Source organism: Kribbella sp. VKM Ac-2569, from assembly GCF_004216905.1.
In the GTDB taxonomy this organism is placed as follows: domain Bacteria; phylum Actinomycetota; class Actinomycetes; order Propionibacteriales; family Kribbellaceae; genus Kribbella.
Window position 1 is genome coordinate 640,030 of record NZ_SGXJ01000003.1, and the last position, 23,428, is coordinate 663,457.

General features: G+C 65.8%; 26 protein-coding genes. 10 read left to right on the forward strand and 16 right to left on the reverse strand.

The genetic code is table 11. The features are described from left to right. Window positions 1-21: 21 nt before the first annotated feature. The 6 genes from EV649_RS23370 to EV649_RS23395 all read right to left on the reverse strand — a co-directional run bounded on the left by EV649_RS23370 (window position 22) and on the right by EV649_RS23395 (window position 5,287). Window positions 22-1,080 carry a hypothetical protein gene (locus EV649_RS23370; RefSeq protein WP_130385694.1) on the reverse strand — a complete coding sequence of 353 codons (1,059 nt, stop codon included), beginning with the start codon at window positions 1,078-1,080 and terminating at the stop codon, window positions 22-24. Window positions 1,081-1,164: 84 nt separating this feature from the next. Beyond that, entirely contained in the window at window positions 1,165-2,115 is a 951-nt protein-coding gene (locus EV649_RS23375) for an aminoglycoside phosphotransferase family protein (RefSeq protein WP_198682642.1), read from the reverse strand. Beyond that, complete coding sequence (locus EV649_RS23380) at window positions 2,112-3,002, reverse strand: acetamidase/formamidase family protein (RefSeq protein WP_130385695.1); 891 nt, start codon at window positions 3,000-3,002, stop codon at window positions 2,112-2,114. Before EV649_RS23380 ends, EV649_RS23375 begins: the two co-directional genes overlap by 4 nt. 143 nt (window positions 3,003-3,145) lie before the next feature. Continuing rightward, window positions 3,146-3,487, reverse strand: coding sequence for a TraR/DksA C4-type zinc finger protein (locus EV649_RS23385; protein ID WP_130385696.1), 342 nt, complete (start codon window positions 3,485-3,487; stop codon window positions 3,146-3,148). A 135-nt stretch (window positions 3,488-3,622) separates the two neighbouring features. After that, the gene (locus tag EV649_RS23390; protein ID WP_130385697.1) at window positions 3,623-4,441 is read right to left on the reverse strand and encodes an LLM class flavin-dependent oxidoreductase; all 819 of its coding nucleotides are present in this window, start codon (window positions 4,439-4,441) and stop codon (window positions 3,623-3,625) included. A 249-nt stretch (window positions 4,442-4,690) separates the two neighbouring features. After that, complete coding sequence (locus tag EV649_RS23395) at window positions 4,691-5,287, reverse strand: TetR/AcrR family transcriptional regulator (protein ID WP_198682643.1); 597 nt, start codon at window positions 5,285-5,287, stop codon at window positions 4,691-4,693. 62 nt (window positions 5,288-5,349) lie between these two features. On the opposite strand from EV649_RS23395, the gene EV649_RS23400 reads away from it, so the two are divergent. Then, window positions 5,350-5,820 carry a cupin domain-containing protein gene (locus EV649_RS23400; RefSeq protein WP_130385699.1) on the forward strand — a complete coding sequence of 157 codons (471 nt, stop codon included), beginning with the start codon at window positions 5,350-5,352 and terminating at the stop codon, window positions 5,818-5,820. A gap of 289 nt (window positions 5,821-6,109) precedes the next feature. On the opposite strand, the gene EV649_RS23405 is transcribed toward EV649_RS23400, so the two are convergent. The 5 genes from EV649_RS23405 to EV649_RS23425 form a co-directional block, all read right to left on the reverse strand. Then, a complete protein-coding gene (locus tag EV649_RS23405; protein WP_130385700.1) occupies window positions 6,110-6,700 on the reverse strand; it encodes a GNAT family N-acetyltransferase in 591 nt (196 codons plus the stop codon). Window positions 6,701-6,705: 5 nt separating this feature from the next. Beyond that, window positions 6,706-7,413: a VOC family protein gene (locus EV649_RS23410; protein WP_130385701.1), complete on the reverse strand. Its 708-nt coding sequence runs from the start codon at window positions 7,411-7,413 to the stop codon at window positions 6,706-6,708. A 353-nt stretch (window positions 7,414-7,766) separates the two neighbouring features. Beyond that, a complete protein-coding gene (locus EV649_RS40875; RefSeq protein ID WP_157996292.1) occupies window positions 7,767-7,916 on the reverse strand; it encodes a hypothetical protein in 150 nt (49 codons plus the stop codon). Window positions 7,917-8,098: 182 nt separating this feature from the next. After that, complete coding sequence (locus EV649_RS23420; RefSeq protein ID WP_241998560.1) at window positions 8,099-8,872, reverse strand: class I SAM-dependent methyltransferase; 774 nt, start codon at window positions 8,870-8,872, stop codon at window positions 8,099-8,101. Between the two features lie 385 nt (window positions 8,873-9,257). Further along, the gene (locus tag EV649_RS23425) at window positions 9,258-9,992 is read right to left on the reverse strand and encodes a class I SAM-dependent methyltransferase (protein WP_130385702.1); all 735 of its coding nucleotides are present in this window, start codon (window positions 9,990-9,992) and stop codon (window positions 9,258-9,260) included. A gap of 225 nt (window positions 9,993-10,217) precedes the next feature. On the opposite strand from EV649_RS23425, the gene EV649_RS23430 reads away from it, so the two are divergent. The 3 genes from EV649_RS23430 to EV649_RS23440 all read left to right on the forward strand — a co-directional run bounded on the left by EV649_RS23430 (window position 10,218) and on the right by EV649_RS23440 (window position 11,977). After that, window positions 10,218-10,760 carry an SGNH/GDSL hydrolase family protein gene (locus tag EV649_RS23430; RefSeq protein WP_130385703.1) on the forward strand — a complete coding sequence of 181 codons (543 nt, stop codon included), beginning with the start codon at window positions 10,218-10,220 and terminating at the stop codon, window positions 10,758-10,760. Between the two features lie 305 nt (window positions 10,761-11,065). After that, window positions 11,066-11,359 carry an antibiotic biosynthesis monooxygenase family protein gene (locus tag EV649_RS23435; protein ID WP_130385704.1) on the forward strand — a complete coding sequence of 98 codons (294 nt, stop codon included), beginning with the start codon at window positions 11,066-11,068 and terminating at the stop codon, window positions 11,357-11,359. A 63-nt stretch (window positions 11,360-11,422) separates the two neighbouring features. Next, the gene (locus EV649_RS23440) at window positions 11,423-11,977 is read left to right on the forward strand and encodes a phosphotransferase (protein ID WP_130385705.1); all 555 of its coding nucleotides are present in this window, start codon (window positions 11,423-11,425) and stop codon (window positions 11,975-11,977) included. 16 nt (window positions 11,978-11,993) lie between these two features. Here the strand turns inward: EV649_RS23440 and EV649_RS23445 are convergent, their stop codons facing one another. After that, window positions 11,994-13,019, reverse strand: a complete 1,026-nt coding sequence (locus tag EV649_RS23445; RefSeq protein WP_241998562.1) for a phosphotransferase — start codon at window positions 13,017-13,019, stop codon at window positions 11,994-11,996. 305 nt (window positions 13,020-13,324) lie between these two features. Between EV649_RS23445 and EV649_RS23450 the strand changes: the two genes are divergently transcribed. Further along, window positions 13,325-14,443, forward strand: coding sequence for a phosphotransferase (locus EV649_RS23450; protein ID WP_130385706.1), 1,119 nt, complete (start codon window positions 13,325-13,327; stop codon window positions 14,441-14,443). Window positions 14,444-14,543: 100 nt separating this feature from the next. Here the strand turns inward: EV649_RS23450 and EV649_RS23455 are convergent, their stop codons facing one another. Beyond that, window positions 14,544-15,296: a class I SAM-dependent methyltransferase gene (locus tag EV649_RS23455; RefSeq protein WP_130386260.1), complete on the reverse strand. Its 753-nt coding sequence runs from the start codon at window positions 15,294-15,296 to the stop codon at window positions 14,544-14,546. 75 nt (window positions 15,297-15,371) lie between these two features. Between EV649_RS23455 and EV649_RS23460 the strand changes: the two genes are divergently transcribed. Both EV649_RS23460 and EV649_RS23465 read left to right on the forward strand, forming a co-directional pair. Then, on the forward strand, window positions 15,372-16,295 hold the full coding sequence (locus EV649_RS23460; RefSeq protein ID WP_130385707.1) for a phosphotransferase: 924 nt from the start codon (window positions 15,372-15,374) through the stop codon (window positions 16,293-16,295). Window positions 16,296-16,355: 60 nt separating this feature from the next. Further along, on the forward strand, window positions 16,356-17,258 hold the full coding sequence (locus EV649_RS23465) for a phosphotransferase (RefSeq protein ID WP_130385708.1): 903 nt from the start codon (window positions 16,356-16,358) through the stop codon (window positions 17,256-17,258). Here the strand turns inward: EV649_RS23465 and EV649_RS23470 are convergent. Together EV649_RS23470 and EV649_RS23475 are read right to left on the reverse strand one after the other, a co-directional pair. Further along, a complete protein-coding gene (locus EV649_RS23470; RefSeq protein ID WP_130385709.1) occupies window positions 17,243-18,034 on the reverse strand; it encodes a class I SAM-dependent methyltransferase in 792 nt (263 codons plus the stop codon). The two genes, EV649_RS23465 and EV649_RS23470, sit on opposite strands and share 16 nt — an antisense overlap. Further along, the gene (locus EV649_RS23475; RefSeq protein ID WP_241998564.1) at window positions 18,027-18,659 is read right to left on the reverse strand and encodes a GNAT family protein; all 633 of its coding nucleotides are present in this window, start codon (window positions 18,657-18,659) and stop codon (window positions 18,027-18,029) included. Before EV649_RS23475 ends, EV649_RS23470 begins: the two co-directional genes overlap by 8 nt. Before the next feature lie 120 nt (window positions 18,660-18,779). Here EV649_RS23475 and EV649_RS23480 point away from each other — a divergent pair, with 120 nt between their 5' ends. Further along, complete coding sequence (locus EV649_RS23480) at window positions 18,780-19,502, forward strand: class I SAM-dependent methyltransferase (protein ID WP_130385711.1); 723 nt, start codon at window positions 18,780-18,782, stop codon at window positions 19,500-19,502. A gap of 5 nt (window positions 19,503-19,507) precedes the next feature. Here the strand turns inward: EV649_RS23480 and EV649_RS23485 are convergent, their stop codons facing one another. Next, a complete protein-coding gene (locus EV649_RS23485; RefSeq protein ID WP_157996293.1) occupies window positions 19,508-19,843 on the reverse strand; it encodes an HIT domain-containing protein in 336 nt (111 codons plus the stop codon). Between the two features lie 60 nt (window positions 19,844-19,903). Between EV649_RS23485 and EV649_RS23490 the strand changes: the two genes are divergently transcribed. Next, the gene (locus tag EV649_RS23490) at window positions 19,904-21,667 is read left to right on the forward strand and encodes an ABC transporter ATP-binding protein (RefSeq protein WP_130385712.1); all 1,764 of its coding nucleotides are present in this window, start codon (window positions 19,904-19,906) and stop codon (window positions 21,665-21,667) included. Continuing rightward, a complete protein-coding gene (locus EV649_RS23495; RefSeq protein ID WP_130385713.1) occupies window positions 21,664-23,412 on the forward strand; it encodes an ABC transporter ATP-binding protein in 1,749 nt (582 codons plus the stop codon). Before EV649_RS23490 ends, EV649_RS23495 begins: the two co-directional genes overlap by 4 nt. Window positions 23,413-23,428: the final 16 nt, after the last annotated feature.

Genomic DNA, 23,428 nt, shown 5'->3' on the forward strand with positions numbered 1-23,428 from the left:
CGCTCAAACTGGCAGGAATGGTCAGCTGGTGGTGAGCCAGGGGCCGATGGGATGCCGGGGGAGCGCTGACTGCGGGTCATCGAGGATCGCCCTGGTCTGCGCCGCGTACTCGCGACTTGCCCGCCAACATCCTTCCGGCGGATGCAGGCCATCGGCGAGTCGGGACTTCATCGCTTCGAGGGTGCCGCGCAGGGATTCGATCACCGCTGCGCCATGCCGGGCACGCCAGGTCCGTTCGACCTGGGTCACCCGCTCGGCGTAGGCGTCACGCTCCCGCAGCCCTGCTGGGGTCAGGGTGACGACCTTGCCGCGGCCCGTCTCGGCCGGACGTACGGTGATCATTCCCGACCGTTCCAGCACCCCGAGCGCCGGGACCACCGGCCGGCCGGTCACCCCGGTCCGCCCGGGGAGCTCCCGGACCCGGATCGGGTCGGTACTGAGCGCAGGCAGGAAATTCGCGGCGATCGCCATCGGCAGCGGCGAATCTGTCTCGACCTCCCGTGCAAAGGCATGCAGCGCGGCCGCGAGCGGATCAGCGATCGAACCTTCCGCGGACGTGTCCGTGATTGCCGCCAGCGAACCTCGGAGCTCACCCATCGCGTCCCGGCCGAAGCGTTCCGTCCACCGATCGTCCGTCGCCGCGATGATCGGCGGCCAGAGTTCCTTGGCGCGGCGACAGACAGCCTTCGGGATGAGCACTGAGGTGCCGCGCAGCCGGCGACTGCTGCCGTACCCGTCCCTCGACGGCCGCCGAATCGGCGCATCGGTCTCCAGCCGCACCTCGACGTACCCCCACCGCTCCACGCCGCCGATCATCGGGAACAGATCTTTCTCGGTCCAGCCCGTCCGCTCGAGCAGCGCAACGACCGTCGTTCCCGGATCGTCGACGTGGCGCAGCAGCGGCCAGAACACAACAGGCAGCTTGAACCCGGGGAATCCCGACCGCGCCAGTTGTCCCTCGAACTCGTTGTCCAGCTCGATCCGGTACGCGATCAACGCCTGAGCCAGCAAGGTCGACAAAGCAGGCTCCAGCTCCCGCGCATCGCAGGCATCGTCGCCGAGGACCCTGTTGTCGGTCATGCAGTGATCCTAGAAGCAGGCGCCGACAGCCAACTGCAACTTCCGTGCTTCAACTGGTTCGCACACCATCTCCACCGGCGACAGTTAGTGAAGCGCGTTCAGCTCGTCGAGGGCGCGATGGCCGCGCTCGACCACTCCTGGAACAACATCGTGGTGCCCGTGACGGATGGGCCACTCGAGCTGCGTAAGGATCTGTGTCGCTGCGAGCACCGCCGCGCCCTCCCAGCCGACCAGGTCGAGGATTCTCGTCCACAGCCGCCTTCGGACACCGTCCAGCGGATCCTGGAAGGTGTGCCACTGGAGGGTGGTGAGATCAGTCGCCCGCGTGCCGCTACCTGCGTTCCCGATATCCACGACCGCCACCACCGCTCCGTCACGGACCAGGACATTGTCGGGCTTGAAGTCGGCATGGACCATGTCAGGTGCTTCTCGTGGTGGTGGTACGTCCGCACACACGAGCCGCAGGCGCTCGACCAAGGCCGACACCACGGAGGAATACCCCGAAAGCCCGGCGACAGCCCTCGACAAACTCGGAGCTAAGTCTTGACCGGATTCCTGACCGGTGGCGAGCCGCCAGGCGTACGACCAGTGGTCGTAGGGCTCGGAGGCTTGGCCGGCCTGGAGTTCGTTGATCTCCATCAGCTGCTCGACGAGGGACGGGGTCAGCTCTGGCGCGGGAGCCGCGTCAACGAAGTCGATCAGGTGCCATACATGAGTGGCTGTGGCCCCCACTCCGAGCCAGGCCGGGGTGGGATAGCCGCGCCTACGCATGTGCTCGACCACTCTCTGGGCTCGCAACGACTCGTCCAGCTGGTTGGGGCGTGCCCGGGGCCATGCTTTGAGTACTGCATTTGCCCTTCCGGCCAACTGGACGCGCATGGCACCCACATCGAAGCCTCCGGGTAGGCGACTGAGAAGAGTGACCTCTGCCCCGACCACGCTGGCCACGTCGTCCAGGACCTCGGCCGGCAGCTCTTCGGGATGGGTGCCCTGGTTCATCGGCTCGAGGGGCCGATCACCGCGAGGGGTCATCATCTGGGGGAGTAGGGCAGCAACGGCTTCTCAACCGTCAGGAGGTTTTCGATCGGGCCAAGCCAGCTCGACGGGACGAGGAGCTTGTAGGTAGGCGAGTGGGACACGACGCTCGACACGCGGAGGTCGGCGATCAAGCTGAGGAGGGCGTTGGCCTGCTCGAAGCCGAGTTGCTGGGTAAACCCGAGGTGGTGGACGGCGTCGGAGATGGCTTGGGTGTAGGCGTCTCTCTCGGTGAAGCGGCTGCAGAGGTGGATGATCTCATCGGGGGTGCGGACGATGGGACGGTGCGGTGAGGTGGCGGGGATCACCTCGACGGTGAGGTCGCACCAGGAGGCGATCTCAATGCCCTGGCCGCTGATTTCGCCATCGCCCATTGCGGCGTGCGCGTCGCCGATGACAAACCGGCCGGACCCGATTTCGTCGTAGAGATAGAGGGTCGAGCCGGGGGCGAACTCCTTGGTGTCGAGGTTGCCGCCGTGGTCCCAGGGGTCAGCGATCAGTTCGGGCCGGACCAGACCGAGCCAGCCGAGCATCGGGACAAGTGGTACGACGTACTGACCGTCGAGGATCACCTGGTCGCCGCGGAGTTGGGCGCGGCCGGCGTATTCCTGGTCCGCGGACTCGCGGAGGACGCCGCCCCACGGCTCCCAGGGTCTGGTGGTGGTGGCGAAGCCGTAATGACCGACGGGGTCCAGTTCAAGGGCGTGGAGGTGGAAGGCGACGGTGTCGCCAGGGCTTACGCCCTCGACGCGGAGTGGGCCGGTCAGGAAGGGGTACTCCGAACCGGGCCAGGTGCGGATGCGGGTTCTTCGACCGGGATGGAGAATCGCGGCGTCCGGGAGATCGTGGCAGTCCAGATCGACGGGCGGCGCAGCGATGGGATCCATCACGGCACTGTAGGACCATTGACGTGATGGCACAGGCGATTATCAGAGCGAGCGTGCTGGTGCCGATGACTGCGGCGAGCCGCCCAGTCGCGTTGTTCTGTTCCGGGCCGCTCAGCCGGGAGTATGCGCCAGGGGAGCGGTTGTCACCCGCCAGATGCACAGCCGATGCAGGTGCGGACCACAGGACGCGCCTGGAGCCGCTCGTTCGAGATCGGTCGGCTGCAGCGCTCACACGTTGTGTAGGTTCCAGCCGCAAGGCGTGCCAGTGCGGCATCGATCTCCGTGAGAGCCTTCCGGGCCTGCTCGGCCAGCGCGCCGAGCTGGGACCGCTCGAACGCGATCGTTGAACCCTCGGGATCGTGTTCGTCGTCGGCATTGCTGTCGCGCGAGGCAGCCACGACTCTGTCGAAGTCCTCGGTCAGGTTCGCCAGGCGGTCGATCGTCTTCTGCCGCTCACGCTCGAGTTGAGCACGCGGATCGTCCATCCATCAATTCTGAACCAGAGGATCCTCCTCGCACCAACCGATGCGACCGGCCACCAACGCGCGCCTGCCGCGACCGGGCCGGACGGGAGTTGAAGAGCGGGGGAGTCGGTCGGACGACAGGGAACCGTGCGCCGCCTACTGTCCGGCCAGCTCGGCCACGACCGGCGCGAGTGTGTCGGCAAAATCGGCGCCGATGATGAAGTAGGAGAAGCCGATCTCCTCGCGTCGCCGCTGGATTTCTTCGGCGGCTGCCGCGGGGTCACTCGGAAGTATGAGGAGCGAGTCGGCTGCGCGAAGCGCCGCGGTGTCGAGGGTGGGCGGCGCCATGAACGCAGCGACACCGTCGCCGACAGCAGAGACGTGCTGGACGAGTTCGATGTCCCGGCCGCCCGCAAAGTCGCTGACCCGCTTCGTGGTTTCGACCCGATCATCTTCCGGTGAGAGTACGAACGTGACTGCGTCAGCGACTTCGAGCGCCAGCGCCTGCGACTTCGGTCCGCTGACGGCCATGACAACCGGCGTGTGCAGATCGGGGCCGTCAAACGTACGCAGGGCGGCCACGGTCTCGCGCATCCTGGCGCGACGCTCGGCGGGGGAGACGACAGGCAGCCCCAGCTCGACCTCGATCCCGGGTCGGCCGGCGCCAATGCCCATTTCGAAGCGGCCTTCCGTGAGTACTGAGAGTGAGTGGGCCTCCCATGCTGTGCTCCACGGTTCCCGCAGCGCGGCGGCATAGACCCACGAGCCGATCCGCAGGTCAGTGAGCGCGGCCGCGGTTGCCAGCGTCGGGCCGAGTGCTGGTTGCCACGTGGGAACGTCGGGCATCAGCAACGTTGAGTAACCGCTGTCGGCGATGCGGCGCACGCGGTCTCGCCACGTCGGCAGGTCAGAACCGATCGGCGCAACGACCCCGAACCGAAATGGTCTGGTCACTCGCCTGGCCTGGTCGTTCATCGTGGTCTCCTCGAGTCTGGGACCTCGTCCGGTCCGGTTGCCTTATCCACGAACCCGCCACCCGGAATCCGACAACCCAGCACAAGAACGCCGCACTCCTAACTGGCGAAGCGACATCTAGAGGAGCGACGAGTCGCATCCGGTGAGCGCCTATCCGCGGTCTGGCATGTGTCGTCTGCCGGCGATCACCCGGTCGTCCAGGCCGGCCGCGTACTCGCGCTCACATACCGAGAGCAGCGCACGGCTCCGTCACTGTGGCGGCGTCTCGAGGGCCTGTTTGACTAGAGCGTCGACCATCCATTGCTGGAGGGCGTTGACTTCTGCGGGCTCGAGTCCGGCGACGTCGGTCAGCCAGACGCGGGTCTCGATGCCACATGCGGCGCGGAGTGCGAGCGCGAGCCGGTGGACGCTCTCGTCGCCGATCGAGTCGGCCATGGGCGCGAGCGCCTCGATGAACCACGGAACGACGCGGCCCTGGCGCAGCGGCAGCTCGTGCGGCACCTCGCCCAGCGAGAGTCGCAGCATCGCACGCTGCTGCGACTCATTCTCCTGCACGCGGCCGATGACGAACCCGGCAACGGCGGCCACGCGTTCGTCCAGGGCTTCCGGCGGCGGATCGGGAAGGACCGACGTGGCTGCTGTCTCCGGGTAAGCCGCGGCGAGAAGTTCGGCCTGTGACGCGAAGTAGCGGTAGGCGGTGGGGCGAGAGATCCCGGCAGCCTCGGCGACCTCCTCGACCCGGGGCGTGTCGCCCGCGGTGATCAGCTCGCGTGCCGCAGCGATCAGTTGGTCGCGGGTGCGCTGCTTCTGCCGCGTGCGACCCGACTCCAGGTAGTCCGTTGACATGCTCTTCATGATATGTGACTCTCATTACGAGACACAAGTCTCAGGAACGATCGGAGGGTCAGATGACTGAACGGACGACGCTCGCGCCGGTGATCCGACGAGCAGGCGAGGGTGAGAAGCGATGGTTCTTCGGCGGTGGCGTCTTCACCTGGAAGCTCAGCAACGCCAACGAGGACATCCACCTGATCGAGGTCGACATGGTCGAGGGAAAGTGGACCCCGATCCACACCCACCCGGTCTCGGAGTCCATGTGGATGCTCGAGGGGCAGATCCAGTACCGCATCAACGACGACGAACACGAGATCGGTCCCGGCGACTTCGTCATGGTGCCCGCGGGCGTACCCCACGCCTTTATCGTCAAGAGCCCCACGGCCAAGGTGCTCGGCATCCAGCCAACATGCGAGTGCGAACCCTTCTACCGCGGCGCCAGCGAGCCCTTTGACGGGTCGGCATGCGTCGTAGACATGGCCCGGATCGCGCAGAGCGCCCAGGAGAACGGCGGCATCCAGATCGTTGGACCCCCACCGCTCTAATGCGCACCGCGATCTAGCCGCGGATAGCGGTCCGCTGGTCCGCGCGGCCATCCGGACATGCCGCGTTGGGTGCGTGTGTCGGTGCCGGGATGCGACGAGTTCTCTCATCTGTTTCAACTCGTCGGATTTAAGCGCCGATAATGGACATTATGTCAACTAAACCACGGCGAGTTGCATCTGATGCGACAACTCATCGCTCCCCGATGATCGGTGGTTCTAGACCGGTTCGCAGTTATTCAGCTCGGGTTACCAGTTCCCCGCTCATCGCCTGGGGACGAAGCGAACTGCCTCATGCCGAATCGACCGTCTTCACCATGACGCAGTTCTTCAGTCCTTTGGGCCGGTCGTAGGTGAAGCCGAGCCGCTCGTAGAGTCGACGGGTGCCGTTGTAGAGGAACGACGACGACATCTTCTTGGTCTGGTTGGTCAGGTCGTGAGGATAGCTCTCGACCCGGCCGCCGCCGGCTTGCGCGATCAGGTCGAGTGCGCCGGTGATCGCCAGCTCCGTCACGCCCTGGCGCCGGTGGCGCTTGTCGACGAAGACGCAGGTGATTCGGTAGTCGGGATCCGCGGTCTTGGTGGCGTCGTACTCCTTGCGGTGGTGGAGGGTGGGCAACTCGACCGGGGTGCCGTACTCGGCCCACGCGATGGCGTCGTCGCCGTCCATCACGAGTGCGGCGTGCGCTTTGCCCTGCTCGACGTAGGCCTTCTTCAGAGCTCGGTTGGCCTCGGCGCCCTGGCCGCGCTCGGGCCCGTCAGGGTGGAACCAGATGCACCAGCAGCCCCCGAAGATGCCGTTGTGCCGCTGCACCAGCGCATCGAAGGCGGACCAGGTCTTTGGGCTGAGCGGCGCGATGGTGTACGACGACTCGGTTGCCATGGCGTTCAATTCTTCTTCGCGGCGGACATGTCGACGCACACGATTCCTTCGTTGCCGTCCTGGTCGGCGATCACGGTGAGCGAGGGCGCATTGCTGTCATCGACGATGGTCCCGCCCGCGCCGAGAGCGGCGGCGATCCGTTGGTCAGCCGCCTCGGGCGCCACATAGACCTCGATGTGGAACCGCTGACGCGGCGTCTCGTGCTCGTCGGCGTCCCCGAACCACAGGTTCGGTACCCGGCCCGTGGCGTCCCGGATCTCGTCGCCGGGAGTCCCGCGGCCCTGGGCCTCGGCGCTCCCGGCGAGCAGGGCGGCCCACACGGGAGCGATGGTCGCGGAGCGCGCAGTGTCGAGGCCGAGTTCGATGTCGCTGACCGAGGTCGGGTCGGCCTCGACCTTGTGACCGGCGGCGATCTCGGTGATCCGTCGCGCCAGGTCGACGTCCTGCTGGGTCACCCATTCGACGACGTGTTCGGTGCCTTCGTCATCGCGGTAGATGGCGTCGTCGCTGACCAGCTTGAGGTCGACGTACCCCTTTCCGATGGACACGCGCGGGTGGTGTCCGAGCGCGTCGCCCGCCTCCCCCACCGCGGCGACGAACCGTGCGCCAGTGCCGAAGTCGTCGACCAGGTAACGGGCATGCAGTCCCTGGGCCAGCTTGCGCCAGTCGGTCAGGCTGGCCTCGGCGATCTGATCACCCTTCAGCATGTCCATGGATGGGGACCCTACCCCTGATTCAGCGTTGATCCGCAGGCTGGCCGCTAGCGGCCGTCGAGCAGCTCGCTGAACTCCGGAAGTCGATCGGTCGAAGAGGTCGAGAAGGCCGCGTACGCCGTTGCGTACGGACTCGTGCGACAGCGCGAGATCAGGGCCGCGCCACTCGAGCCGGAACCTACTACCAGGCCTCAGCGGCCCAACGTGCCCGCGAACAGGAGAGCTGACTTACGAGCAAGCGGGCTGGATCCGCAAGCTCCTCGACGAGCAACTCATCGCCCTCGAACAGCGCGGGTTACCAGCAGTAGTCTGCGTATTGCATCAGATGAATCACCGATGCGGACTGCGTGCCACTACCCCGGCGACCTCGAGGAATGGTCGTTGACCTCGGCGTGAACCTCCTCGGCGCCCGCAACCGAGCCATCGGCGAACTCGTCCTCGAGTGCCCTCCGTCGCTGGTTGCCGACGCCCTCGGGTACAGCCACCAAGTCGCGTTTCTCCATGCCGAGAAGGCCGCAGAACCTTGGGCGCGCCACGCGGGTCGCCGTGTCCGCTCGCCGTAATGCACGCAGCAGGACTTCCTCGTCCCAGGCGTTGCGTTGACCGCCTGAACCCGCGCCGATGAGAGGGCGCAAGCGTCCTGCGAGCAATCGCGCGGTCCGGCCGGGGACTGAGAGCCCGGTGTCTATACCTTGCTCGCGACCACCATGTAGTTCTCGGCCTCAAGATCGAACGTGCTCACGTCCGTCCGGAGTCCGACCCGGTGCAGCTCGACTTCGAGTTCCTCGTACCGGTAGGGCCAGCAGGACAGCAGTTCCGAGCGGACAAGAACCAACCCAGTCGCATCAACTTGCGCGATCGCAATCTCGATGTGGTGCTCCTCCTCCCAATGCGGCGCAATCTCCCAGCGGTAGACCACGACGGCATCGCGACCGTTCCGGCGGACGAGTCGGTCACTGATGTCCAGCCGGGAACCTCTGGCCCTCACGAGTTCCCAAGTGCGGGATGTGAGTACCAGGCGCCCGCCAGGGCGCAGAAGCCGTGACATCGACTCCAGAGCAGCACCCCTGCCTGTCGCGCCCGCGGCATGGTGAAGCGAGTTGCCAACGCAGAACACCATCTCGAACGTGCCGTCCTCGAAATGGTCGGGCAACTCTTCCCAGTTCGCCCGCACGGCCCGGACGGATGCCCCGAACTCCTCAGACAACTCTGCCGTCCGACGAACCATCGCTTCGCTGGCGTCAGTTGCGACAACCTGTATGCCACGACCGGCGAGGCCAACCGCCAACTGTCCGGTTCCGCACGAACAGTCGAGGACGTGAGCGTTCGACGGCAGGAGACTGAGGACCTCATCGAACGACGCAGCGAACTCGGCTGGAGGCAACTTTGCATCCGAGATGAGCCATTCGTACACCTCGGCAAGCACGTCATAATCCGTCACAACCACTACCTCCGTCACACGGCAGACTCCCGGCGGGACGTCAGACTCCCGGCGGGACGTCAGTCCATCAGCGGAGCAAGCCGGGCACCAATGGTTTTCGCAAGGACAACCCGTCCGCGCATGCCGCGGATAGCGCGAGCTGATCCGCTCGCTCATTCGCTGTGTTCGGCGCTTCGGAACTATCAATACGTCCGTACTTGATACGCAGCGTGTCCAGTACTCTCTGCGTATTGCATCAGATGAATCGGGTACGAAGGAACCACTACCCCTCGCACCGTGATCGACCGCTCCGTGACCTCGGCGTCAACCTGCTCGGGGCGCGCAACCGAGCGATCGGCGAGCTGGTCGGGATCGGATCCTAGACCGGGCGTCTCGGAGATGCGTGCACCATCCGGACACAACTTCATCTGTCGCGTTCGGCGCTGACGATCAGGAAGTTCGGCAGTGCGACGTAGGACTCGATCGCGTCGATTCCGCTGTCTCGTGCGACCTGTGGATCGAGTCCCGGTTCGCACAGTTCAATCACGCGACATCCGAGACCGACGACCTCGTTGATGTAGGCAGACAGCGGGCGGTGGAAGTCGGGTGCATAGCCCTCTGGCATCTCGTACTCATCCAGATACCGATCAACCTGATAGTGACCGTGATCCCGCCACGTTGGGTAGAGATTCTCAAACGCCGGATGAGTGATCGAGAACACGAACCGGCCGCCCGGCTTCAGTGCGCTGACGCACGCCGCCATCGCCGACTGCCAGGCGGGTATGGCGAGCAGCACCATGCTGCAGACCACCGCATCGAACGGCTGACCAACCTCCGGCAACGTCGAGAGATCAGCCTGCACGAACCTGATGCCCTGACGCCGCTCCTGCTCGATCTTCTGAGCGCGCGCCAGCAGCGCGGCAGCCGGCTCCACACCAACGACCTCAGCTCCGCCTTCGGCCAACAGCCGGCTCAGATAGCCTTCGCCACTGCCTGCATCGAGGACTTTCCGACCATCGACGGGCCCCAGCATCCGGAGCAGGTTCCCATTCATCAAGTGGCGCTTGGGAAAGTCGCCCTGATCGTCGTACGCCTCAATCGCGTCAGTCGGCATCGCCGACCACGCTGCGATCGCCTCTGAGTTACTGATCGTGGACATGTGGACACACCTCTCCGACGACAGATGGGCAGGGACAGCCATGTAACCTACCGCCCCGCCAGCCAGCTCTGCATGCGGTTTCACCACCGGGCTGACGACCACCGGACGCCGAATCTCAAGCTCCTAGCGGGGCCGTGTCGCATGGGATCGATCAGCGGGGCAGCGCCAGCCGACTCGGGTGGCGCGCCATCCGAATTGTCGGCGTGCTCGGGCACGATGCTCACCATGACGGTTCTACTTCTCGGTGATAGCAATCTCGCTCAGCTGTATGACAACCTGCCTGACCTCGTGCCGCTGGCGTTTGGTGCCGATGCCGAGTGTCGCGCAGTCGGCGGCGCATGGTCCGGGTCCCTTCGGCAACAGATCGGCAAGCGAAAGCCGTCGGACTACGACGCGATTGTGGTGTCTATCGGAAGTAGCGACAGCCACCCCTCCAAGAGCAGCTCGCCGACGATCTTCCGCGAGAACCTGTCCCGAGAATTGGAGCACGGTGGTCGCTGGATCGCGCTGCTACCCCGCAGCCTCGCTGGCACTCTCGATCCCGCCCAGCCCACCGATGAAGTCAACGCCTTTATCCAGGTCTACCGTGCGATCCTGGCCGAGATGATCAACGCGTCCGGAGGCATCGCACTCGATACCGGTGCGATCACGGAAAGACTCGGACCCGAGGCGTACGACGCTGACGGCGTTCACCTGACGCGCGCAGCATATGAGGAACTCGTACCGGAAATCGCAAAGGCCGTCGACGCCGTCTCCCAACGAACATGATCAACTCGGACACACGTCCGATCAGGACCAACTCGCCTGAGTAGCGGGATTCCTGCTCTAGCTGCCCGTTGGTTCGGCCAGCGGGTCACCCTGACCTCGGTCAGCTGGCGGCGCGGTGAAGTCGCCGTAGCACCCGCCCGGCTCCCTCGCCCGGTCAACGAGCGACCTACGGACACCGGAATACGTACGACCTTGATCCGCAGAGTGTCCGGTAGTGCCGGCATGGGCGCGGGGACGGGCTTGCTCTAGCCTGATTCATCAGTCGTCAGTGCACCCCTGCCAAGCCGACAACAAACGGGAGCCTCATGCCGATCACCGCCATGCTCGACGTGCACTTCGCTGCCGGCCACTTGGTCGACGGACCGGTCATGTTCACCGAGATCCTCAAGGAAACCCGGGATTTCGCAGGTTGCCTGCGCGTCGACTTACTCGCAGACATTGCCGACCCCGCACATTACGTTGCCTATGAACTCTGGGAGTCGAACGAGCACGATCTCGCCTACCGTGCGTGGCGGCAGGGCGAAGGGGCAACAAAGTTGCGCGACGTCCTGGACCGTGATCCTGTTCTCACGAAGTTTGAGACTGCCGTGCAGTCGTAGTCTCGCTGCCAGTCGATCCGAAACCGGTTTGACCACGCACGGGGCCGACCGTTCGAATGGCTCGTGAGTCGCCGTAAGATGCACGCCGACCAGGCCGACATCGACATACCGCTCGTCCGCGAATTGGTGGCCGTTCAGTTCCCGCAGTGGGCTGCGTTGCCGCTGGAGCCGGTCGACTCCAGTGGAGTGGTGAACGCGATCTACCGACTCGGTACCGACCTGTCCGTACGGCTGCCGCTCCGGCCCTCGAGCGCCGACATAGTGCAACGGGAGCAGGCGAAACTCGCGGCGTTCCTGCCTGTGGCCATCCCTTCGGTCGAGGCGATCGGCTCACCCACCGATGCGTTCCCGGGCGAGTGGTCCGTCCACCGCTGGCTCGCCGGTACGCACCCCTCCCCCGACGCGCTTGCCGACCCACGCCGGCTGGCGACGGACCTCGCGGCATTCGTCGACGAGTTTCGTACGGCGCTGGACGTGGACGACGCGACATGGCTCCGCGGACGCGGGCGCGTGCTGTCCCAGATCCTGATCGTGTGGTCGTACCAAAAGGACACTAACCCGGCGGTGGCGAACTCCGCGCGGCACGTCATCGGCGAGGTGCTCGCGGCTCCTCGATGAGCCTGAAGAGGAGGACCTACCGGACGAGTCCATCTAGATGGTTGTGTCCGAAAAGCAGGCGAGCGATGCGGTGCTGCGCCGCTTCGCGTATGTCAGGCTGCGGATGGTGTGCGTACAGCGCGAGCTCCCCGTACATGTCGTAGAAGTTCAGCCGCTCGCGCAGATGCTCGCGCTCGAACAGCTCCGGATACGCGCCGTGCAGCCATCCGGGGACCTCTGTGAGTGTGGTCTCGTCGAGCCCTCGTCCGTCGGGTGTGGGTGGGTACTCTCGCGCCCTCGCGCACCAGCGCAGGATGGTATCGAGCTCGGCATCCGCCGGCTGAGCCAACGCCTCCGCGAAGTCGATAAGACCGGCGACGCGTCCCTGGTCGACGATCACGTTGGATCCATGTAGGTCACCATGGACGAGGACGGGTTCGTCGGCGGCGAACAACGCCAGCCGCTCCTGGATCCAATCGGCGACGTCCGCGAGCAGGCGCGAGTCATGACCGGGCAGTCGCCGGGCAGACTCGACCTGCTGGAGCGCCGCACTCACCACGGGTGGGTGAAACGCAGACCACCACGGCTTTCCGGCGAGCGCGTCCGTCAGCCAGGGTGGCAGCAGGCCCGCCGGGACAGGAACCCGGTGCAGGGCGCGCAACGCAGCGCCCAGGCTCTCGATGATTGCTTGGCGGGTGTGTGAGTCCGCCGCCGGCCACGCTTCGTGCAGGGTTCGGCCGGGCAAGCGTTCGGAGATGTGCCACGGCCCGTCTGGGCCGTCGCCGTGGGCGATGTGCCGAGAGTGTGGGACCTCGCTGCCGGCGAGCAGGTTGACGACTGCAGCCTCGTGGCGATACGCGTCGCGGAACTGTCCGTTGCTCAGTCGTACGACGTACTCGTCGCCGACCCACACGCGGCTCACCCAGCCGGCCTTGGGACGAAAGCGCCCGGTTGCCGGCAGACCAGCGGCCGTCAGTGTTCTCAGCAGCACCGGATCGGTAGCCGGCTCGTCGACGAACGGTGTCGATGGGGTGATCGCGGTGCTCCTCAGAACGGCTGACAAGGTATCAACGTACCGACCTCAACCGCACAGAACGATCGACTTTCTTGGCTGATCAAACAGGCGGCGCGGTGGGTGCCAGTACCCCCCCGGCTCCCCCGCCGGTCAACCTGGCGGTGGTTGACATGCTGGCCTTGGCTGCAGCAGGATCGGTTTTGGCGTTGCCTGACGCCCAGCCTCTGAGGACCTGCCCCAGCCGGGCCTCATGATGGCGAAGGGGAATCTGCCCTCAAGGTCGCTGCTAACTTTCCAGGCCTGTTTCGAGTGTCGCGCTGCTGGGGAGCGAGGGCACGTCGAGGAGGCTTGTGATGACCAAGCAGGGCAGTTTCAAGCGGGCAGTGCGTCAACACGCACGCCGCTCAGGGCAGCGCTACACCGCAGCACGTGCCGACCTGGAGATCGCCGAGCGACAGGCGTTCATCCACGATCGCCCGTTCGAACACGATGCGCTCGCGGCTCACCTCGAAGCGCATTACGGGATCCAGATCGCCTCGTTGGCCTCGATCGACGACGACCCCAACACCCGGCCGCGCGACTCGTGGCCCGGCCACTACCCCGCAACGCTGCTCCTCAGGCGCAAGGACGGCCCGCCATGGATCGCGCGGATCTTCTCCTCCCCCGCCGACCAGGTCAGCCGGGTGCTGGGCGATGCGGACATCCTGCGTTTCCTGTCCGCGCACAACTTTCCTGCCGAACGTTTGGCGCATCAGGAGCCGGTGTCGGTATTCAACGGCAGCGGCGTGATCGTGACCCAGTTCGTCGAGGGCGGCCGTCCCGATGCGTCCGCAATCCAGCACGAGCTCGGGAGCCTGCTCGGCCGGCTGCACAGCCTTCCCGCCGCCGACGGCGCGGTCGCCCGGCCTGGCGGCTCCGACGAATCCGGCGGCGGCGTCCATGTCGGACGACCGAAAGAGGACCTTGCCGCGGCCATGAACTTCCTGGTGAGCGTCGAGGATGACGTTGCCCCCGAGGGCAGGGAGAGTTTCGAACTGCTCCGTGATCGGGTCGAGAACGCCGACGATGCCGAAGGCCTTCCCGAAGCCCTAACCCACGGCAACTACCACGCCTGGTCCGCAGTCGGTACGCCGGAAAGCCTTGTCATCGTGGGATGGGCTGGATCAGGGCGCGGTCCACGGCTGCCTGCGCTTGCCTGGCTTCTCACGACCGCGGCAGAAGGCGATCTGTCACGCGTCGACGAGGCTGTTCGGGGTTACTCCGAACACATCCAGCTCACCGGCGAAGAGATCGACAGACTCCCCAGTGTCCTCCACATGAAACCGCTTTGGCTCGGCTGCCTCGACTATCGCCAAGCGGTGCTCAGCGGGAGAACGCCAACTCTGGAAGACGGTTGGCCGGCCTGGGCCGCCGACCGCACTGATCACGTCGAACGAATCGCGGCTCGCGCAGTTGCAGCACTACGCACCTGAAGGTTCCTCACCAGGACGGCCTCGCCCGACCCGTCCAGGCGGCGAGCTCGAGGATGTCCTGCAGGCGGTGCTGGCGGTCCCCCGCTAGCGGACGATGCGGCTAGTGGCTGGGATGGGGCCGTAGCTTGAAGATCAGGATGCCGAGGTACTTGTTCATCCATGCCTGTTTGTGTGGGTAGCGGCGTCGGGCCTCCTCGGACAGTTGAGGCTCGATCGCAGTCTCGATCCACAGCCCTGCCGCACTGAACACGTTGATCAGGTCAGAGATGGTGTACGGGCGCTTCGTGAGGGTGATCTGGTCGTTCCAGCCGCTGAGGTAGGAGAACTGGGCGGTGGAGAAGTACTCCTCGCCCAAGGACGATCCATTCTGTTCGGTCCGTTCGACGGCGTATCGGATCGGTTGTGTCCTGGTCAGCAGGATGAATCCGTCGTCGGCCAGCATCGCGCGCGCTGCCTGCAGGGTGCGGACCGGATCCTTCGCATAGCCGAAAGACTGCAGGAACAAGATCCGGTCGAACCTGCGACCGGCGAGCCCAGGCACAGAATCCAGCTCCGAGAGATCGCCTCGAATGAACTCCGAGCCAGGCGGCGGGGCACTGAGGAAGTTGCCACTGACATCGATACCTACGGAGGCGGTCGCACCGTCTCCAACCAGCTCAGCGAGCTTGCCGCCGTTGCCGCAACCGACATCGAGCACCGACCGTCCGGTGACATCACCCAGAAGGTCTCGCTGCGCAGGCCACTCGACAAGCCGATCGAGCGAGTCCTCCTTGGTTCGGGCCCGCTCGTAGTCCGGAGCGAGTTCTTGCCACGCTGCCTGTGAGTCGTCTGACATCGCCACGAAACAGACCATAGTTGCTCGCGGTCCCCTGGTGCCGTCCGGGAAATTCCGGTGCGTCGAGGAACTGGGCGGCCTAGATTGCGTGGGGTGAAGCTTTCGGAGCTTGGTGTGCCGGTTGGGCCGATGGTTCGTGTTCACGGTGGGTTCGCCAATCGGATGTATCGGCTCGACACCGACCAGGGGTCGTTCGCGGTGAAGGAGCTGAATCTCGCCGACCGTCGCTGGACCTACCACGTGGAGGACGTGTTCAGGTTCGAACGGGCGGCCTTCGCCGCCGGCATCCCGATGCCGGAGCCGATCTCGGCGAGCGACAACACGCTCGTCCACCGGTGGGTCGAGGGAGAGAAGGTGCCCGAAGCACCGGTGTCGGAGGCCTACGCGTTCGAGATCGGCGAGATCCTCGCGCGCATCCACGCGCTCGACGTCGAGTGGCCCCACAGGTCGGTCGAGGAGCCGGTGTCACGGGACTGGCCCGAGCTCGCCGAACGGGCGGCGGCGACCGAACAGCCGTGGGCCGACGAACTCGCCTCCCACGTCGAGACGTTCCAAGCGATCGCCCACTTCGTCGATACCTGCGAACGGCCAGGCCCCGTCGTGCTGACCCACAAGGACATCCAACCGTGGAACCTGCTTGCTCGTGACGGTCGGCCGGTGGTGCTCGACTGGGAGCTCTCGGGGATGCTCGACCTGTCCAGCGAGCTCGGCTCGACCGCGCTGAGCATCGCGAAGGGTCCTGGCCTCGACCACATCGAGCCCACGGTCTTCCGCGCTGTCCTTGACGGGTACGTCGCAGGAGGTGGAGCGCTGCCGCCGCCGGGTCCAAGTTGGTTCGTCTTCATGATCGGCGGCTGGCTGGGGCACACGAGGTGGAACATCCTCCGCTGCCTCGCCGGTGCCGAGGCGAACACCGGCCCTGACCTCGCGCTGTCGCAGGAGTCGGCGGGCAACGGCGTACGCGGCCTCCCGGACATGTTCGCCCGGCTCCCGGAGCTCGAGACGCTGCTCGTGTGACTCCCCCGCCGGTCCAAAATGCAGATGCCTCGTAGCGGATCGTTAGGTGAGACTTGGGCGATGGGGACAACGCCTCGCTCGATCATCGACTCGGTGGTGCGGTCGGTCTGCGGTCGCGACGTCGAGGGCCTTGTTCCTCTCGCCGGTGGCGGGATGAATGAGACGTACCGCGTTCAGCTCGCGGGCGATGTCGCGGTGGTCGTACGGATCGCGCGTCAGGGTACGCCGTGGTTCATCGATGAGGCGTACCTCATGACGCAGGCGCGTTCCGTGGGCGTCCCGACGGCAGAGGTGCTCGGCCTCGAGCATCTGGATCACGAGGGCGAGTTACTGTCCTTCTCGATCCAGCAGTTCCTGCCGGGCCGTTCGCTCGACGAGCTCAGCGGCGAACTGTCTGCCGCTGAGCTCGAGCGGTTGGTTCTGGACGCCGGCGAAATTCTGGCGCGGGTGCACAGCGTGGTTCTGGACGAGCAGCGAGGCATCCAGCACCAACTGCGCTCGCCCAACGAGCGCGAAGTCTCCCGGGTCGCAGGCATCGTCAGGGAGGCGCTCGGCCCGGCGGCGGCCGCGGTCGTCGAGCGCGGGGCTGACTTCCTGCGGCAGGAGGTGACGACCCGTGCGGCTCCCCCGGTGTCGCTCGTCCATGGCGACTTCTGCCCGAAGAACCTCCTGGTCCACGACGGGACGGTCGCGGGCATCATCGACTGGGAGTTCGCCGGCCGTACGTCGCCGGCGTACGACTTCGCCCAATGGGAGGTGGATGCCGGCGACGTGCTGCAGGACCGATTGGACCTGGTACGGCGCGGGTACGCGCGGGTCGCTGATCCCGAGTCGGCCCAGGCGGGTTGGACGCCGGCCTTCGCTATCGATTGGGCACTCGAAAAGCTCGGGTGGAAGAGCCCTGCTTCGCCAGCGCAGTTCCGACGCTGCCTGGACGTGATCGCCCGCTACACCACGCCTTGACCAGCAGTGCCGGCTGTCAGGAGGTAGGTGGCAGGGATGCTCATCGCCTGCTCCCCTAGGCCCGGGTACATCTCCTGAACCGGAGACTCCTGGAGAGAACGAAGGGTCAGACCGGCGGTGAGAACTGCGGTGACAATGCTGCTGATGCTCCAGACGAAACTGCGGTGCGGAACGTCGGGCGTGCCTAGCGTTCGGGTGATTTCCGGGGCTTTCAGCGGGTCGGCGTAGGCGTCACGGTCAGTGCCGAAATAGTCGCCGCTGACGGACAACGCGTTCTCTCCGCGCACTGTCAGGATCTCCCAGAGCGGATGGTGTTCGCTGATCACCAGGAGACCGCCGGCGTTGAGCCGGCCGGCGACCAATCGCGTCCACTCGGTGATGCCCGGCACCCAGCACAGACCGCCCCACGAAATGTAGATGACGTCGAATCCGGTGATCTCGGAATCCAGCGTCATCATGTCCTGCAGGACGAACGTGACGTCCAGCCCGAGCGCTTCCGCCTTCTCTCGGCCGGTGGCCAGGTGCGACGGCGCAATATCTACAGCAGTGACGTCTGCGCCGAGCTGTGCGAACGTCAACGCCTCATCGCCCACCGAACACGCCAGCTGCAATACGCGACGACCGCGCACGTCCCCGATAGCGGCAAGCTCGTCGTCCGTGAGCGCACTGCCACCGCCCAGGAAGAATTCGACCGGCTCACCGTGACGATGTGGCGCCAGTCGCTCCCAGTACTCGCTGTTCTGCCTGACAATCTCGGAAACTCGCAGCTCAGACATCAGGCTGACCGTCCTTCAAAGGCAAGAATGTTCGGCAGGCTTCGAGGTTGTGGAGTTGGATGTCGTTTCTGCGGTGCGGTTGCCAGTTTTCTCTGGTCAGGCGCCAGCGGTTCAGGAGGGCGGGTTCGCCTTGTCTGGTGTCCCAGTCCGAGCCGTTGGGTTCGTAGCCGAGAGCTTGCGAGATCGCGTTGGAGCTGTGGTTGTCCACGAACGCGTCGCTGCTCGCTTCCTTCGCCCTGAGTCCGTCGAATCCGAGGTGCAGGATCGCTGAACGCATCTCGCGTCCGAGTCCGCGGCCGCGGTGATCGGCAGACAGCCAGGAGAACGTCGTGAACGTCCCGAAGGTAGAAAACCTCACCCCGCACAGGTCTTGCATGCCGACCGGCTGACCATCAACCACAACCACGAAGTACAGCCGCCAGGCATCAGCTTCGACCCTCCCCCGGCCCCGCCAGATCGCCTGCAGCCACTTGGCCACCCGCAGGTCGGGATCGGGCTCGTAGAGCGAGATCGGGTCGTCGTACGGCAGCGGGTCGGCGTGGGTCTTGCCTGCGCGCACGTCCTCTGCGAGCTGGTCCAACAGGTCATCCGTGGCGCCGCGCAGCTCCAGCTTCGGCGTGCTCACTCGCACATCGAAGAGAGGGTAAGCCTTCATGGCGCAGTCACTCTGTTGATCGACACGATCCGATCCAAGCGCACCCCATAGCGATCACGCACGTGCTTTTGCGGTGTATAGGCTGCCGTAATGCAATCCGAGGGTCGATCGCGTCTGGCTGACGGGTGGGATGCCAATGCCGGGGCGTGGATCGAATGGACCAGACGAGGGCTCGACAGCTACAACACCCACAAGTTCGCCTTCCTGCCGTTGATCCCGCCACCTGGTCGGCTCACCGTAGATGTCGGCGCCGGTGAGGGTCGGGTCAGCCGTGAACTGCGGGCGCGAGGGCATCGCGTCCTGGCGATCGATCGGTCGTCGACCATGATTCGCTCCGCGGCGACCCACCCCGAGGAACCTGTACCGGCCGTTGTCGCTGACGCCGTGAACCTCCCGTTGCCGGACGCGGCCGCCGACTGCGCCGTGGCATTCATGAGCTTGCACGACATCGACAACGTCGTACCGGCGATCGCGGAGATCGGCCGAATTCTCGCCGTCGGTGGCAAATTGGTGATGGCGATCGTGCACCCGCTCAATTCAGCGGGCGATTTCGACAGTGAGGCGGCCGGTCCGAATCCGCCGTACATCATCCCGGATTCGTACACTGAAGCCAGGCACTACACCAACACGCGCGCCCGAGACGGCCTGTCGATGACGTACCACGGAATTCACCGACCACTGCAGACCTACACCGAGGCTCTCGCTGACGCGGGCCTGGTGATCGAGCGACTCCGGGAACAGGGCTCCGACGATCCCGAGAACAAGTGGTACCGAATCCCGCTGTTCCTGCACATCGTTGCTTCCCGCCCCTAAGCTGTTCAGCGTTGAGGCCCGCTGTGGACGTGAACGTGCAGGTGCTTGGAATCCTGGTATTCACCAAGGTTCGTCAGCACCGCGGCCGCTCCGGTAGTTCGCTCGGTCTCGGGCGCGATCGACTGCACGACCGCGAGCAATCGACGTACGACGTGCTCGTCAGCCGAACTCACCGTGGTCAATGACGCAATGTGTTGTTTCGGCACGATGACGATGTGATCCGTCCAGAACGGCCGGGTGTGATGAAACGCGAGCACCAATTCGTCCTCGTACACAACATCGAGCGAACCCGAATCAGGAATCGCCACATCGCAATAGAAGTCGTCGCCGCTGTACTGCACCCTCAGAGGATAGCGACTCCCCCTTGTGAAGACGATCACAAGAGACGGTAGGGTGATGCGATGACGCGCGACGGTGCACGGCGACGTACGGCGCGTGTCCGCGAGTGGCTGGACCGGACGAGCGAGACGGGGAACCCGGCAACGGCCAACGATCTGGCCGGACCTTTCCGCTTCCTCTTCTGGCTCGCGCGGTCGCAGTCCCGACGGATCGCGTTGGGCGGAGTCCTCGGCACTCTCTGGATGGTGGGCCTGGCCGTGCCGCCGTGGGTGCTGTCCCGTGCAGTTGATGAAGGACTTGTGGCCCGCAATACCGGCGCCCTGATCAGATGGGCCGTGGTACTGCTGGCGGTCAGCGTCCTGAATGCGCTGCTGGGTATCGCTCGGCACCGAACGATGACCAAGGTCCGGATGGACGCATCGTTCCGCGCAGTCCGAGCCGCCGTCGGTCATACGTCTCGCTTGGGTGCCTCATTGCCGGGACGAGTCAGCACTGGAGAGGTCGTGACGGTCGGCATCGCCGACGTGTACACGGTCGCGATGGCGTTGACCGTCGCCGGTCCTGGTGTTGGGGCGGTCGTCGCGTACGCCGTGGTTGCCGTCGTACTGTTCACCACTTCCCCGCTGCTGGCCGCGGTCGTGCTCGCCGGCGTTCCGCTGCTCGCTGTCGCAGTCGGACCGTTCTTGCAGCGCATCGAACGGACCGGCGGCGAGTACCGCGTGCACCAGGGACGGTTGACGACCCGCCTGGTCGATGTGTTGGCCGGTCTTCGTGTGCTCAACGGCCTTGGTGGCAAGGCTTTCGTCGCAGAGCGGTACGAGCACCAGTCGCAGGGACTGGTGGGACACGGCTACCGCGTTGCCGGACCCGCGAGCTGGGTCGGCGCATTGTCGACCGGTTTGCCGGCGCTGTTCCTGGCCGCGGTCGTGTGGTTGTCGGCACGAATGGCAGCCACCGGAGCCATCACGATCGGTGATGTCGTCGCCGTCTACGGGTACGTCGCCGTACTCGTCGTTCCCGTGTCCGCCTTCATCGAGGGTGGTGGTGACATCGCCCGGGCTCGCGTGGCCGGGCGACGAATCATCGACCTGCTCAACCTGCCCGCCGCCCGCGACAACGACGGGGTCATCCCGAGCGGTTGCGGCCCGTTAGCCGACCCCGCCTCGGGAGTGATCGTTCGTCCCGGTGTGTTGACGGCCTTGGTCGCTGCCCGGCCGGCGGAGACGAGGACGCTGATCGAGCGGCTGGGCCAGCTGAACACCGACGCTGACGTGAGTGCGACGTGGGCCGGTGTGCCGATCGATGACGTCGCGCGTGAAGAGTTCCGGCGCCGGTTGGTTGTTGCCGACAACGATGCCGAGGTGTTCGCCGGGACCGTTCGGGATGTTGTCGCGGGCCGTCTCGCGCCTGACGACAACCGGATCCGCGCAGCTCTCCGAGTCGCTGTGGCCGAGGACGTCGTGGAGGCGCTGCCCGGCGGGCTGGACGCGACGATCGCCGCCAGCGGAAGTGACCTGTCCGGCGGGCAACGGCAGCGGATCCGGCTCGCCCGCGCTGTCTATGCCGCACCCGACGTCCTGCTCGCCGTCGAACCGACGTCCGCGGTCGACGCGAACACCGAGGCGGCGATGATCGACCGGATCCGCGAGGCACGGCGCGACACGACAACGGTGATCACGACGTCGTCGCCGCTCGTGCTGGACCGCGCCGACGAGGTCGTCGTCCTGGTCGACGGCAAGTCGTCGTCGGTCGGGACACACGCGGAACTTCTGCGCAGCGACTCGTACTATCGCGAGCTCGTCTCCCGTGCCCAGGACGACCGATGAGCAGCCAGTTGCCGGTCGCCGGCCCCGCCGAAGTCCGTGCCGCGGCGCGACGTGACCTCCGCGTGGAACGACGTACCGTGGTCGGCCTCGTCCTGGTCAACGGGCTCGCCTCCGCGGCAGGGCTGATCGGTCCGTGGCTGCTCGGCCGAATCATCGACACGATCCAATCGGGATCCGGCGACGTCCTCAGCACGGTCGACCGTCTTGCCTTCGGCGCTCTCGTGTTCACCGTCGTGCAGACGGTGCTGGCGTGGTGGGCGCTGAAGATCGGGTACCGGTTCGGCGAACGTACGGCGGCGCGGGTTCGGGAACGGTTCTTGCGGCGAACTCTGGCGCTGCCTCCACGCGTGGCGGACCATCTTCCGGCCGGCGATCTGATTTCTCGCGGAAGCACTGATGCCGCGGTGGTGGCATTCACTTTGCGATCGGCCGTGCCCGAGGTGCTTGTGGCGCTCGTCCACGCTCTGTTCCTCATCGTCGCGGTGCTGGTCCTGGACCTACGGCTCGGGCTGTGCGGACTCGTGTCCTTGCTCGGCGTCGGAGCGGCGGTGCGCTGGTACGTACGACGAGCGCGACCGGCCTACCTGGCGGTTGCTGCAACTGGGGCGGACATGGCCGACGTCGTCGCCAGCACTGCCAAAGGCGCCCGTACGGTCGAACTTCTCGGATTGGAACGTCGCCGGGCAGAGGTCACTGAGGCCGCCGTCGCCCGAGCCCGGTCCGCGCGCCTGAGCGCCTTGTGGTTGCGGACGGTCCTGTTTCCGTGGGCGGAGGTGTCGCTGGCACTCCCAGTGGTGGGAGTCCTGCTGATCGGCGGCGCGCTCTACGCCAAGGACCTGGTCAGCCTCGGAGTCGTGGTGACGGCCACGGTGTACCTTCGCCAGCTCGTCGGCCCGCTGGACACGCTGATGCTCTGGATCGAGCAACTACAAGGCGCCGGTGCCTCGTACGCCCGCGTCGAGGGCCTGGCGGATGTCCCCACTGAGTCCGAGCCTGCCGCGGTTCACTACGCGGACGGCGATCGCATCCGGGTGGACAACGCGCACTACAGCTACACGGGTGCTCGCGACGTACTCCAGGGGATTGACCTCGTGGTGCAGCCCGGGGAACGCCTGGCCATCGTCGGCACGTCCGGGGCTGGAAAATCAACCCTCGCGCGTCTGCTCGCCGGTCTCGATCGGCCGCACACCGGGTCGGTGACCATTGGCGGTACGCCGGTTGCGGATCTGCCGCCCGACCAACTCCGTGAACACGTCGTACTGATCACCCAAGATCAGCACGTCTTCCACGACACGGTGCGGGACAACCTGCTGATCGCGAACCCGGACGCGACCGACGAGGAGCTGCGCGCGGCGCTCGCCGCTGTCGGAGCCATGTGGTGGGAGGACCTGCCCCACGGGCTGGACACCGAGGTAGGCGACGACACCGAACTCGACGACGCGGGCGCCCAGCAGCTCTCGCTGGCGCGCGTCGTCCTCGCCGATCCGCACACCCTGATCCTGGACGAAGCGACCGCACTCCTTGACCCGAAGACGGCACGGCAAACCGAGCAATCGCTGGCGGGGGTCCTCCGGGGTCGCACTGTGATCGCGATCGCCCATCGTCTGCAGACAGCGCACGACGCCGACAGAATCGCGGTGATGGAAGCCGGTGAACTCGTTGAGCTCGGCACGCACGATGAACTCGTCAGCGCAGGACATGTCTACGGCCGGCTCTGGCAGACCTGGCACGGGGAAACACCGTAGGACCCTGTCCTGTGGG